A 13,123-nucleotide genomic window follows, 5' to 3' on the forward strand; every position below is an offset into this window, starting at 1 on the left:
CTAGATCAACGCGATTAAACATTGGTGATTTACGTTGGTTAACACGTTGCTTTAAACATTGAGAATATAATGTTCCCAAACAAATAAGCCTTCCATCGGAAGGCTTATTATTTTGTTGCATTACAAATAGGCTTAGAACATTTCTGCAGGCATTGCCATTATCGATTTATCACCTTGATTAACTTGTGATAAATGATACTGAGATTTTGATAACAGCTTATCCATATAGAAGTCAGCCACAAACTGCTTTTGGGCAGCAAAGGTTTTATCTTCATGGCTTGACGCTTTGTCGGCCATCAATAACCAGAAGTAACCGTATAGGGCATAACCAAAGGCATCTAAGAAGTCGACCGCACAAGAATTGACTAATGCTGGTTGAGTTTTCTTGTTGTCATTGACGTAGTTAGCTGTCGTGAGCAACTCAGCAAACACTTGGCTTACCATGGCTTTATGTTCAGCATTAGCTTGAGTTAATTGTGCAAGACTTGCATTCACTTCAGCAACAAATTCGGTCAAAGTGACCACATTGTCGTAAGTAATTTTACGGCCTAAAAAGTCGATTGCTTGAATACCGTTAGTGCCTTCGTATATTTGTGCAATACGGGTATCACGAACAAACTGCTCGATTCCGGTTTCACGAATATAACCATGACCGCCAAATACTTGTTGGCCCATAACTGTAGCATCTAAACCGCGATCGGTTAAAAATGCTTTTGAAACAGGTGTAAGTAAACCAACGTACCTAGCCGCTTTAGCTTGCACATCGCCGCTGGCATACTTTGCTAAATCCAACTGCTTACCGGTATAAACCGATAATGCACGGCCTGCTTCTGTCATCGCACGGATAGTGAGTAACATGCGACGTACATCGCCATGCACAATAATCGGATCAGACGTTGCACCCGTTGCAGAACCTGCTGCAGCAACACCTTGTAGGCGTTCTTTAGCATAATCACTGGCCATTTGATAAGCCGCTTGTGCGTTACCTAAACCTTGTAAACCAATGGCTAAACGTTCGTAGTTCATCATAGTGAACATACACACTAAACCGCGATCAGGCTCACCAACTAAAAAGCCTTTGGCATTATCGTAGTTCATCACACAGGTAGCAGACGCTTTAAGACCCATTTTGTGTTCAATAGAACCCACCGTAACACCATTAGATTCGCCTAAGCTACCATCGGCATTGACGCTGATTTTAGGTACGATAAACAATGATATGCCTTTCGAACCGGGCAGTTTTGCTAATACTAAATGAATCACGTTTTCAGTTAAATCATGATCGCCGCCAGTAATAAAAATCTTGTTACCGGTAATAGAATAACTGCCATCATCAAGTGGTTCAGCTTTAGTACGAATACCTTTTAAGTCAGAACCTGCGTGTGGCTCGGTCATGTCCATTGCTCCGGCCCATTGGCCAGAATATAAATTAGGTAAATAAGTTTGTTTTAATTCGTCATTGGCATGTGCATTAATACATAACGCTGCACCAGCGGTCAGGGAGTTGTATAACGTAAACGAGTTACACGAGCTGTAATTCATTTCATCGACTAACACGCCAAGCATTTTCGGCATCCCCATGCCACCAAAATCTGACTCGCCGCAAAGCCCTACCCAGCCACCTTCAGAAAACTGTTGATACACTTCTTTAAAGCCATCTGGAGTAATAATGTCATTACCTTTATGAACCACACCTTGCTCATCACCACTGCGATTTAAAGGGTGAAGCAGATCACGGCTGATCTTATTCGCTTCATCTAGAATGGCTAATGCGGTATCCATGTCGACAACATCTGCCATAGCAGGAAGTTGTTCCCACGTAGCTTGGGCATCAAATACCTGTTCCAACAAGAATTGCATGTCCTTCAACGGGGCTTGGTATGGGTTCATAAGAGTCTCTCAAACAAATAATTAAAACAGTTGTTTTAATTTATACTAAAGCGTCACAAAAAGAAAAGCTTTTTAGCAATTATCTAACCATAATTTGACGAATGTCGACTCATGCCAGCCTTTATCTCGATAGTTTATGTTTCTCAGCCCAATAGGGTTCCAATGAGTTACAATTACCCGTACGATCCTTGAGTTAGCAGCTTATTTGATTGAGATCTGTGGTCTTTTTGAACTTTACTTTATGACCCAATAGTTCCAAACCCAAGTATTAAACCTTAGTATTAAGCCCGAGTATTAAACACGAATATTAAACTCTAGTAATAAACCATAGCGAACGGCACTTTTATGCATACACGTACTGAGCAGATCCCTTCATCATCTTCCCTATCTGGGCACTATCAGCAGATCACCGTCATTGGCAATGCACATGGCGATTGGCAACCTGCCGACATAGGACATACTTTCATTTTTAATGGGACTGAACATGATGCCGATAACGTTATTAACATTTGTAATGGCCCTTATGCCGGTTCGCATCAAGCCTTCGTTGTCAGTAATAGTCTAGATGACAATCAGTTAGTTTCATTACTAACCGAAGTGGGTGAAAAACTCGAAGGACAACTTAACTGCTGGCCATCTTCGGGATTGGCGACCATTCTATTGATGTCGTTGATGGCAACACAGGTCAATGTACAACGTATGTCTTTATTACCGTCTTTAGCGAGACCCAACGATATGCCCGCTTCAGAACATTTGCCTTGCATGGTGCATAATTGGTTAGGTGAGCGCCGTATTGCATTAGGTTTGCAACTCACCAATAATAATATTCAGTGGCCCGAATTGTTTGTAGATGATGCATCTACCCTATTGCTACACGATGTTGAACCTGTTGATATTAATCCGTTTGAAGTACTGTTGAGCGATGCGGTTCGTCGACGCCAAAATGATATATTGACCCCAGACAACGCTGATCCGCAATTTAAAATCGCCCAGCGTTTAGCCTTGCAAGTAACGACCGAACAACCTGATAATCTTGAAGTACAATATGCGTTGTTAGCCGCCTTGAGTAACTTACCAAGCGTGCAATGGTTAACCTATGCTAACCAAAGCGACCTAATTATGGCCGAGTCGTTGTTTTACAATCAGTATCCACAAACAGCCAGTTATTGGTACCTTATGGATAATCAAGCATCACAATACTTAGACACAATCCGCCATCACCTTGCTTATTGTCAGCAAGTCATTGCGTTAACGGCAAAACAGGCTAATGCAGACTCGTAAAATATTGATTAACACCAAACAAAAAACGCCTCTATTTAGAGGCGTTTTTTGTTAATGATTAACGGTTAATGGTAACACTTACCACATTAAATCATCTGGAATTGCATAATCTGCATATGGGTCATCGGCTCCGCTCACTTGCGCAACAGAATCTTTAGCGGCTTTATCCCACAAGTAACCACACCATTGTGGAACAAGTAACTTCACTCGCTCTGCGAGCTTATGCGGTACGATGTAGGTTTTATCTTCATAACGGACGATGCCTAAACTGCCATTGAGTAAATCAGCTTGGATTTTATCGGTAATATAAACCGAATAAATCTTGTTTTCTAACGTGAAGTTAAACTTAAGCTCAGCATCACGCGCTACGGTAATAGCAAACTTAGAAAACTCGCTGATTAAACCACGCACTTGACCTTTTTCAGCTGCTTCAGCAAAGCGCTTTTCATTCAATGCTTTATCTTTTTTCGCTTGCACTAACTTTTGCTCAGCAATTTGTTGCTTAAGCTCTGAGCTGCCGTCGTCAACTTTAGCTTTTTTGTCACGACGCTTTTGTGTTTTTGCGTCACGTACTTTTTGTTTACTGGCAAGACCTGCTTTAAGCAGTTGGTCTTGTAATGCGTTAGCCATGGAATTTACCTTTAAATTTATCGATTTTTATAAACCGTGCTTGGCGGCTATGTCGCCTAATTCTGTCATTGCAATACTGGCACCACCCAATGACCAACCACCGTCTACTGGTAATACAACACCGGTAATGTATGACGCCATGTCGGATGCAAGGAATAAGGCTGCGTTGGCAATATCTTGACCTTTGCCATTGCGTTTTAGCGGCACACTATTGGCCACTCGCTGTTGCATTTCATCACTGGGCGCTAAGCGGTTAAAGCCTTCGGTATCTGCTATTGGGCCTGGTACGATAGAGTTAATTCGTATCCCTTCAACACCCCACTCTAGTGCTAATGTACGAGTTAACATATCGACGCCGGCTTTAGCGGCGCAAACATGCACTTGTAATGGCATCGCGATATACGCTTGTGGTGCTGAAATTTGAATAATGCTGGCATTCGGACGTGATAATAATGGGTAAGCTTGTTTTAACACTTGAAAACTGCCAATTAAATCAATATCAATAACCGATTTAAAACCATTGTTCGAAAGCTTTGCCGCACTGGCCGGAAAGTTACCCGCAGCCCCACTCACTAACACATCGATATGACCGTAGAGATCTGCAATTTTTGCAAAACCAACCGTTAATGCATCATTGTCACGTACATCAAAACTGACGCCTAAATGCTTGGCGTTTGGGTTAGCTTGGTTCAGTAATTCTACCGCGGCATTAACTTTATCAATACTGCGACTCGCGACCGCAACATTGGCTCCAGCGCTAGCAAATTGAATCGCAACTTGAAGGTTTATTCCAGATGTACCGCCAACCACAACAACATTTTTACCTGTGTAATCAAATCCTTTGCCATCAAATCCTTTGTCATCAAACATAGTCATCCCTTATTTCTGTGTGATTTGGTTAATGTAGATAAGGTATCTTTACCCACTAGATTGACTAAATACAGTGACGCAGTCAACCTAACCGTTAGCGTGATAACAAATCAAACATGCAGTGATTGATAAATAGCTTTAAGTGCTGCTAATGGGTCGGCAGCTTGAGTAATTGGTCGACCAATCACTAAATAATCTGACCCTGCCGCAATAGCCTGGGGTGGAGTCATGACACGATGTTGATCACCGGCATCACTTCCTGCGGGTCTAATACCCGGTGTAACTAAGGTAAAATCTTGCCCAAATGATGATTTAAGCAATTTAGCTTCTTGAGCCGAACACACAACCCCGTCTAATCCTGCTTGATGAGTCAATTTGGCTAAGCGCAGCACATGTTCAAACGCAGGCACATTAATACCAAGCAACACTAAATCTTCATCTGACATCGATGTTAATACTGTGACGGCAATCAATAATGGTGCATCGTCACCAAAGGGAATCAATGCTTTTTTGGCTGCCTGCATCATGGCTAAGCCGCCACTGGCATGCACGTTAGTCATCCACACACCTAGATCAGCGGCAGCGGCAACAGCTTTTGCTACCGTATTGGGAATATCATGAAACTTTAAATCGAGAAATAAATCAAAATCACGACTGTGAATGTCTTTAACCAGATCAGGTCCGAATAACGTAAACATCTCTTTGCCGATTTTTAAACGACACATCTCTGGATCAAGTTTATCAATAAAGGTTAATGCGTCGTTTTTATTGTCATAGTCGAGGGCGACTACAATGGATTTATCAGTCATTAGGACTCCAGCGGCAATAGCTTGTGTTAATGCATTTATTATAAGGATTCTATCTTGTGATGGCGACGTTATTCACCATCGAGGCCTTTGATACGCTTGATACTGCCCCACTGTTTACACGATGGACAATGCCAATATAAACCGTGAGAGGGAAAACCACAGGCGGTACAGCGATAACTAGGGCGGAATTTAATTTGTTGTTCAACAAGTTGCTCAAGCATAGACAAACTTTGTTTGGCTTGACCATCTTCAGCTTGTTTAATGTGTAATTTCATTAAATGCTGAAAGCCTTTCATGGTCGGATGACGATATAAATTATCGAGCATCATGGTTTCAGCACTTTGATGCTGGCCGAGGCTAATTTTGTGTTCGGCTAATGCAACAACCACACTGGCACCCGCGCCATCAGCAATCGCTTTGGCAAGCAACTCATGAAAACCGTTTGGATCTTGGGTGTCTCGATAAACTTGCTTTGCAATTGAAACACCATCGGCAAATAAATTAATATCTGCCACTTTTAGCTCTTGTAGCGCCTGCTTACATAACTCAAACTGGCCAGCATCAAGATACATTTTTGCTAAGGTTAACCAAGCTCGACCGCATTGGGCGTCTTGTTTAATTGCTTGTTGTAATTTTTTGATTTTATCAGCGTCATTATTGGCTTCATCAGCTAACTGACAATAAAAATGGGCCGTGGTGCATTTAAGCACTTGCTGACGTTTACGAGGTAAGCGTTTAGTGATGTCGATGGCATTTTGCCACTCTTTGGTCACTTGGTAGATTAGCAGCAGTTGTGTTTCAGCTTCTTCACTGTGGTCATCTTGGCTGACTAAGTTTATAAAGATTTCTTCAGCGCGGTCATAAAAACCTGCAGCCATATAATCTTTACCTAACTCCATCATCGCAATGTCACGCTGCTCATTGGTTAAGCTAGGCCTAGCAATCAAATTTTGATGGATGCGAATAGAACGATCCACTTCACCTCGTTTACGAAATAACGAACCTAACGATAGATGGGTGTCGATAGTTTCGTCATCAACATCGAGCATGCTGATGAATAAATCAACCGCTTTGTCAGACTCGTTAGACAGTAAAAAGTTAAGCCCAGTAAAGTAATCTCGGCTTAGTTTTTTAGTCTGCTGGCTATCGCTATGACGAATACTGCGTCGTCCCATGTACCATCCATAACCGGCAGCGATAGGCAATAACAAGAACAAGATTTCTAGCATACTAGGCGGCTTGATCCTTAGGCGTTACAACAACACTGATTGCATCCGCAGCGGCGAACTTTTTAAGCGCTTTGTTACTTTTACGTAACGCGAGTTTTAACTTCACGATGTGGTAACTTGCAAATATCCAGCTGATGATAAAGCCGCTGAAAAATACCACAGCAAGAACCATAGGCAATCGATATTGCCCTTCAGCAATAAAGTAACTTAAGGTTACGACTTGTTCATTTTTAGCGCCAAATAATAATGCTAGAACAAACATCAATCCAACCAGTACAACGATAATAAATGATCTCACGCTATTCTCCATGAAGGTGCATCAATATAATGATTATCCAAGAAATTTACTGGGCTGACCAGCATTGACTGCCATTAGATACAAAAAAGCCTCCAATAGGAGGCTTTTTATTCAAGCGTTAATCAAGGATTAACAGCATCGACACGTTCGCGCAGCTCTTTTCCCGGCTTAAAGTGCGGTACATACTTGCCTTCCAAGTCAACAGAGGTTCCTGTTTTTGGATTACGACCCGTACGAGGCGCACGATAGTGAAGTGAAAAACTACCAAATCCACGGATTTCTATACGATCACCGGTTTCTAATGTTGTTGCCATTTGCTCCAACATTTCTTTGATTGCACTTTCCACTTCTTTCGCCGACAGTTGCGACTGCCTAGTGGCGAGTTTTTCGATAAGTTCAGATTTTGTCATCTTAGCTATCCCATATTATCAAGCCAAACACAGTCGCCTAATGGGGACAAGGTCCCCATACAACAGACGATTTTCGATTACTTACGAGCTGCTTTGAAGGCTTCAGCCATTGCGCTGCTCATTACAACATCGTCTTGCTTGTTCAAAGTAGCGATCGCTTCTTTCTGTTCAGCTTCATCTTTCGCTTTGATAGATAAGCTGATAGAACGGTTCTTACGATCTACACCCATGAACTTAGCTTCGATTGCATCACCAACTGAGTATACAGTAGATGCGTCTTCGATGCGGTCTGCAGAGATGTCAGCTACACGAATGTAACCTTCAACTGTTTCTGCTAATTCAACTGTAACACCTTTTGCGTCAACAGCAGAAACAGTACCGTGAACTACGGTGCCTTTCTTCTTGTCAGCTAAGTATGCGTTGAATGGATCATCTTCAGTTTGCTTAACACCTAGGCTGATGCGCTCACGCTCTGGGTCTACTGAAAGAACTACAGCGTGGATCTCATCGCCTTTCTTGTATTCAGAAACTGCGTCTTCGCCAGTACCGTTCCAAGAAATGTCAGATAAGTGAACAAGACCATCGATTCCACCGTCAAGACCGATAAAGATACCGAAGTCAGTGATTGACTTGATCTTACCAGATACTTTGTCGCCTTTGTTGTAACGAGTTGCGAAGTCATCCCATGGGTTAACTTTACACTGTTTAAGGCCTAGAGAAATACGACGACGTTCTTCATCGATGTCTAATACTAACACTTCAACTTCATCACCTAAGTTAACAACTTTAGATGGGTGAATGTTCTTGTTAGTCCAATCCATTTCAGAAACGTGTACTAAACCTTCAACGCCTTCTTCGATTTCGACGAAGCAACCGTAGTCAGTTAAGTTAGTTACGCGACCAGTAAGCTTAGTGCTTTCTGGGTAGCGCTTGCTGATTTCTAACCATGGATCTTCGCCAAGTTGCTTAAGACCTAGTGATACGCGAGTACGCTCACGGTCATACTTAAGAACTTTAACGTTGATTTCGTCACCAACATTAACGATTTCAGATGGGTGCTTAACACGTTTCCAAGCCATATCAGTGATATGTAAAAGACCGTCAACACCACCTAAGTCTACGAATGCACCGTAGTCAGTAAGGTTTTTAACGATACCTTTAACAGCTTGACCTTCTTGTAGATTCTCAAGAAGAGTATCACGTTCAGCACTGCTTTCAGATTCGATAACTGCACGACGAGAAACAACAACGTTGTTGCGCTTCTGGTCAAGCTTGATAACTTTGAATTCTAATTCTTTGTACTCTAAGTGAGCTGTGTCGCGAACTGGGCGCACGTCAACTAGAGAACCTGGTAAGAAGGCACGGATACCGTTTAATTCAACAGTGAAACCACCTTTAACTTTACCATTGATGATACCGATTACAGTTTCAGCATCTTCGTACGCTTTTTCTAGAACGATCCAAGCTTCATGACGCTTAGCTTTTTCGCGAGACAATTGAGTCTCACCGAAACCATCTTCAACAGAGTCAAGGGCTACGTCAACTTCATCACCTACTTGGATTTCTAAAACGCCTTGTGCGTTTTTGAATTCGTCAGCATTGATTGGGCTTTCAGACTTAAGACCAGCGTCAACAAGTACCATACCGTTTTCGATGGCAACAACTGTACCACGGACGATAGAACCTGGACGGAACTCTAGGGTTTGAAGGGATTGTTCAAATAGATCAGCAAAAGATTCAGTCATGTTTTAGGTTACTTTCATTAAATAAACCACCATCCATCCTAGATGTGGAGTCTAGTAATATTATTCGTGTCATCCTTAACACGAATACCTACTGCATAATAATCGACCATTCGATTATGTAACAGTAATTTTTTGTCCAACATATTCAAGCACTTGCTTCAATACATCTTCAATGCCTATGCCGCTTGTATCAATAACAAGTGCATCATCAGCTGGGACTAGTGGCGAAGCGGCGCGATTGGTATCACGGTCGTCTCGTTCAATAATTTCAGCTAAAAGGCGATCGATTTTAACATCGAAGCCCTTGTCCTGCAACTGATTATAGCGTCTTTGCGCACGTTCTTCAGCAGACGCAGTTAAAAATATTTTTACTGGTGCTTTAGAAAAAACCACTGTGCCCATGTCGCGTCCATCGGCAACAAGTCCTGGAGCGGCGCTAAATGCACGTTGACGACGTAATAATGCCTCACGTACGCGTGGTAATGCCGCCACTTTTGAGGCAGCATTTGAGCATTCTTGTGTGCGAATGGTGGTGGTAACATCTTCACCTTCGAGAATCACTTTAATGGCATCGGCCTCGGTGCCCGTTAAAAATTGAACATCAAGGTGTGCAGCCAATAAGGTCAGTGCTTCTTCGTTTTCTAGCTCAACATCATGATGAATAGCGGCTAAGGCTAAAACACGATAAATCGCACCACTGTCTAACAAATGCCACCCTAAATGTTGTGCCAACAATTGGCATATAGTCCCTTTCCCTGCACCGCTTGGGCCATCTACTGTGATCACTGGAGATCGTTCAGACATAATTTCCTCCGAAAATAATCTATCTTCCTTGAAAAGATAAAGGGTTCATCAAAATAAGCGCGCGCATTGTATAACAAAAAAATGTTAATTACTGATGAATTTTCGGTTATTAAAACCAAGATCGCCCTTTAGTGCATACCTGATGCACTAAAGGGTTCGTTTTAATTTCACGATATAAGATTATTTTGCCAATTGTGTAAATTGTGCAAAGTAATCTGGAAAGGTCTTAGATGTGCAGTCTGGATCGTTAATGGTGATCCCACAATCAGCAAAGGCCATCATTGAAAAACACATTGCCATACGATGATCATTATAGGTATCAATTGCTGCAGTATTGAGTTCTGCAGGTGGTGTGATCGTAATATAGTCATGACCTTCTTCAACTATTGCGCCCACTTTACGTAACTCAGTGGCCATTGCGGCTAAGCGGTCTGTTTCTTTAATGCGCCAGTTGTAGATGTTAGTCAGTTTTGTGGTGCCTGTCGCAAATAAAGCAGCTGTAGCAATGGTCATTGCAGCATCGGGAATATGATTCATGTCCATTTCGATGGCTGTTAACGTAGACTTTCTGGCAATAATGTAATCATCGCCCCACTCTATGTCTGCGCCCATTTGGGCTAATGCATCAGCAAATTTTACATCGCCTTGAATACTTAAACGGCCAACACCAGTGACCTTAACTTCACCACCTTTAATGGCACCCGCGGCTAAAAAGTACGATGCAGATGAAGCGTCACCTTCAACTAATACTTTACCCGGAGATACATAGTGCTGACCGGCTTTAATTTCGAAACGTTGATATTGGTGGTTAATCACCTCAACACCGAATTGTTTCATCAGTGCGATGGTAATATCGATATAAGGTTTTGAAACTAACTCACCTTTAATTTTAATATTAACGCTGTCTTTAGTCAGCGGTGCGACCATAAGCAAAGCCGTCAAAAACTGGCTTGATAAATCACCGGCAATTTCAACATCGCCGCCGTTTAGCCCTGTGGCATTTATCGTTAACGGTGGAAAACCATCGTTTTTAAGGTAAGTGACATCTGCACCGAGCTGACGCAGCGCATCAACTAAATCACCAATTGGTCGCTCTTCCATTCGTGGCTCACCCGTTAAGGTAAATTCGCCTTGGCCTAATGTTAATGCTGCGCATAAAGGACGCATTGCCGTACCAGCATTACCTAAAAAGAGGCTTTGAACGCTAGCAGATGAAATTGGACCTTCGTTTCCTTCAACAACGCATTCGGTTTTGTCTTCACTTAATGTGTATTGAATACCCAGTTGTTTAAGCGATGCCAGCATATAGCGAATGTCGTCAGAATCTAACAAGTTTGTAAGTGTAGTGCTGCCTCTGGCAAGCGTGGCTAAAAGTAATACACGGTTTGAAATACTTTTAGACCCTGGAATATTAATTTCGCCGTTGATGCAATTAATAGGATTAAGACGCAGTTGCTTCATTCGCTTTCTTCTTTTTTGCTAAAGATTAAGTTCAAGTTAATCTTGATGGAAAACATCACTCATTTATTGCCAGACAGCGTAAATCAAGTGGAACAAATTCATTACAGAATGAAAGGGTTTATCGTCACTAAACAAAAACCATTACAAGCTGATAAAATACGGATTACAGCGCTAATATCAACAACTCACGACCATTATTTGGCCTTTAAATACGGCAACAGTCTTACGAGATTGCCAACAATAACACTTAACACTGTAATGGAGGTCCATTACATCAGATAATCTTACAATATGACAGTATTATTTGCTTGTTACGTTAACTTTCCAAATGAAAAAATCTCAATAAGATATTAATTGAGATCGAGAGCAATTATGGCTTTAACTCTTAGTTTAAAGCGCGTTATGCTTAGTGCAAATAGCTAATATAAGGTTCTATTCATGTTCGATACCCTAAAAGCCTTACCAGCAGATCCTATTTTAGGCCTGCTAACTCAATACCGCGAAGACAGCCACGCAAATAAAGTTGACTTAGGTGTGGGCGTTTATAAAGACCCTGTAGGTCATACGCCAATTTTAGATTGTGTTAAAGCCGCCGAAAAAATTCGTTTAGACACCGAAACAACCAAGGTGTACATCGGCCCGACTGGCTCAGCGTCATTCAACCAACTTATGGGTGAATTAGCTTTTGGTGCTAGCCACAGTGCATTACTGGCTAACCGAGTTCGTACAGTGTCAACCCCTGGCGGAACTGGCGCCCTGCGCGTGGCGGCAGACTTTATTAAACGTTGTAATCCTAATGCGGTGCTATGGGTAAGTGACCCAACATGGGCAAACCACACAGGGTTATTTGAAGCTGCAGGTATTACGGTTAAAACCTATCCGTATTATGACTATGACAGTAAAACACTTAAGTTTGACCAAATGCTGGCAACCTTAAATACCATTGGTAAAGATGACGTAGTGCTTTTACATGCTTGTTGTCATAACCCAAGCGGTATGGATTTAACCACTGAGCAATGGGATGAAGTGGTTAAGGTTACGGTGAAGCAAGGCTTTACACCATTAATTGATATGGCTTACCAAGGTTTTGGTGACGGCGTAGATGAAGATGCTTATGGCGTTCGTCAGATGGCTGCTGCAGTTGAAAGCATGATTCTATGCAGCTCTTGCTCGAAAAACTTTGGTTTATACCGCGAACGTATTGGCGCTTGCTCAATTGTTGCTAAAGATAGCGCAACTGTTGATGTTGCCCAATCGGTATTGTTATACGTAGTGCGCTGCATTTATTCTATGCCGCCAGCACACGGTGCTGCGATTGTTGAGACCATTTTAGGTACCCCAGCCCTCAAACAACAATGGTTAGACGAGCTTAAAGTGATGCGTGACCGAATTAATGGTAACCGGGCAATGTTGGTCAATCAATTAACAGCCAATGGTGTTGACCGTGACTTTAGTTTTATCGCCCGTCAAAAAGGGATGTTCTCATTTTTAGGTGTTAACCCAGAACAAGTGGCAATCCTTAAACAGCAATACAGTGTGTACATGGTCGGCTCAAGCCGTATCAGTATTGCCGGTATTAGTGAAACTAATGTAGATTATTTAGCTAAATCAATTGCGGCAGTGCTATAACCGATACCATTTTGATTTATGGGTAGCTGGTAATATTACGCTATAAACAAGGTCGCTTAATGCGGCC

12 protein-coding genes are annotated in these 13,123 nt (G+C 42.1%); 2 read left to right on the forward strand and 10 right to left on the reverse strand.

Annotation, left to right across the window (positions count from 1 at the left end; translation table 11 throughout):
- Positions 1–132: 132 nt before the first annotated feature.
- A complete protein-coding gene (locus tag SFRI_RS10875) occupies positions 133–1,890 on the reverse strand; it encodes an acyl-CoA dehydrogenase C-terminal domain-containing protein (RefSeq protein ID WP_011637571.1) in 1,758 nt (585 codons plus the stop codon).
- A gap of 345 nt (positions 1,891–2,235) precedes the next feature.
- Here SFRI_RS10875 and SFRI_RS10880 point away from each other — a divergent pair, with 345 nt between their 5' ends.
- On the forward strand, positions 2,236–3,171 hold the full coding sequence (locus SFRI_RS10880) for a hypothetical protein (RefSeq protein ID WP_011637572.1): 936 nt from the start codon (positions 2,236–2,238) through the stop codon (positions 3,169–3,171).
- Positions 3,172–3,249: 78 nt separating this feature from the next.
- Here SFRI_RS10880 and SFRI_RS10885 read toward each other — a convergent pair whose 3' ends face one another.
- From SFRI_RS10885 to aroA, 9 genes are all read right to left on the reverse strand, one after another.
- The gene (locus SFRI_RS10885; protein ID WP_011637573.1) at positions 3,250–3,801 is read right to left on the reverse strand and encodes a DUF2058 domain-containing protein; all 552 of its coding nucleotides are present in this window, start codon (positions 3,799–3,801) and stop codon (positions 3,250–3,252) included.
- 27 nt (positions 3,802–3,828) lie between these two features.
- Positions 3,829–4,671: an SDR family oxidoreductase gene (locus SFRI_RS10890; protein ID WP_011637574.1), complete on the reverse strand. Its 843-nt coding sequence runs from the start codon at positions 4,669–4,671 to the stop codon at positions 3,829–3,831.
- Between the two features lie 110 nt (positions 4,672–4,781).
- A complete protein-coding gene (gene pyrF, locus SFRI_RS10895) occupies positions 4,782–5,480 on the reverse strand; it encodes an orotidine-5'-phosphate decarboxylase (protein WP_011637575.1) in 699 nt (232 codons plus the stop codon).
- Positions 5,481–5,548: 68 nt separating this feature from the next.
- The gene (gene lapB / locus SFRI_RS10900; RefSeq protein WP_011637576.1) at positions 5,549–6,709 is read right to left on the reverse strand and encodes a lipopolysaccharide assembly protein LapB; all 1,161 of its coding nucleotides are present in this window, start codon (positions 6,707–6,709) and stop codon (positions 5,549–5,551) included.
- 1 nt (position 6,710) lies between these two features.
- Positions 6,711–7,007 carry a LapA family protein gene (locus SFRI_RS10905; protein ID WP_049763537.1) on the reverse strand — a complete coding sequence of 99 codons (297 nt, stop codon included), beginning with the start codon at positions 7,005–7,007 and terminating at the stop codon, positions 6,711–6,713.
- A 122-nt stretch (positions 7,008–7,129) separates the two neighbouring features.
- Positions 7,130–7,417, reverse strand: a complete 288-nt coding sequence (gene ihfB / locus SFRI_RS10910; RefSeq protein ID WP_011637578.1) for an integration host factor subunit beta — start codon at positions 7,415–7,417, stop codon at positions 7,130–7,132.
- 77 nt (positions 7,418–7,494) lie between these two features.
- Positions 7,495–9,162: a 30S ribosomal protein S1 gene (gene rpsA / locus SFRI_RS10915; RefSeq protein WP_011637579.1), complete on the reverse strand. Its 1,668-nt coding sequence runs from the start codon at positions 9,160–9,162 to the stop codon at positions 7,495–7,497.
- Positions 9,163–9,276: 114 nt separating this feature from the next.
- The gene (gene cmk, locus SFRI_RS10920) at positions 9,277–9,966 is read right to left on the reverse strand and encodes a (d)CMP kinase (protein WP_011637580.1); all 690 of its coding nucleotides are present in this window, start codon (positions 9,964–9,966) and stop codon (positions 9,277–9,279) included.
- Positions 9,967–10,146: 180 nt separating this feature from the next.
- Entirely contained in the window at positions 10,147–11,427 is a 1,281-nt protein-coding gene (gene aroA, locus SFRI_RS10925) for a 3-phosphoshikimate 1-carboxyvinyltransferase (RefSeq protein ID WP_011637581.1), read from the reverse strand.
- Between the two features lie 438 nt (positions 11,428–11,865).
- Between aroA and SFRI_RS10935 the strand changes: the two genes are divergently transcribed.
- A complete protein-coding gene (locus SFRI_RS10935) occupies positions 11,866–13,056 on the forward strand; it encodes an amino acid aminotransferase (RefSeq protein ID WP_011637582.1) in 1,191 nt (396 codons plus the stop codon).
- The last annotated feature ends 67 nt before the right edge of the window (positions 13,057–13,123 follow it).

The organism is Shewanella frigidimarina NCIMB 400, from assembly GCF_000014705.1.
Classification (GTDB): Bacteria; Pseudomonadota; Gammaproteobacteria; order Enterobacterales; family Shewanellaceae; genus Shewanella; species Shewanella frigidimarina.

Bases quoted from the DNA above. Each gene is read 5' to 3' on its own strand.
- SFRI_RS10885 (WP_011637573.1), bottom strand. From the start codon at position 3,801: ATGGCTAACGCATTACAAGACCAACTGCTTAAAGCAGGTCTTGCCAGT.
- SFRI_RS10875 (WP_011637571.1), bottom strand. From the start codon at position 1,890: ATGAACCCATACCAAGCCCCGTTGAAGGACATGCAATTCTTGTTGGAA.
- SFRI_RS10935 (WP_011637582.1), top strand. From the start codon at position 11,866: ATGTTCGATACCCTAAAAGCCTTACCAGCAGATCCTATTTTAGGCCTG.
- aroA (WP_011637581.1), bottom strand. From the start codon at position 11,427: ATGAAGCAACTGCGTCTTAATCCTATTAATTGCATCAACGGCGAAATT.
- pyrF (WP_011637575.1), bottom strand. From the start codon at position 5,480: ATGACTGATAAATCCATTGTAGTCGCCCTCGACTATGACAATAAAAAC.
- SFRI_RS10880 (WP_011637572.1), top strand. From the start codon at position 2,236: ATGCATACACGTACTGAGCAGATCCCTTCATCATCTTCCCTATCTGGG.
- lapB (WP_011637576.1), bottom strand. From the start codon at position 6,709: ATGCTAGAAATCTTGTTCTTGTTATTGCCTATCGCTGCCGGTTATGGA.
- ihfB (WP_011637578.1), bottom strand. From the start codon at position 7,417: ATGACAAAATCTGAACTTATCGAAAAACTCGCCACTAGGCAGTCGCAA.
- rpsA (WP_011637579.1), bottom strand. From the start codon at position 9,162: ATGACTGAATCTTTTGCTGATCTATTTGAACAATCCCTTCAAACCCTA.
- cmk (WP_011637580.1), bottom strand. From the start codon at position 9,966: ATGTCTGAACGATCTCCAGTGATCACAGTAGATGGCCCAAGCGGTGCA.
- SFRI_RS10890 (WP_011637574.1), bottom strand. From the start codon at position 4,671: ATGTTTGATGACAAAGGATTTGATGGCAAAGGATTTGATTACACAGGT.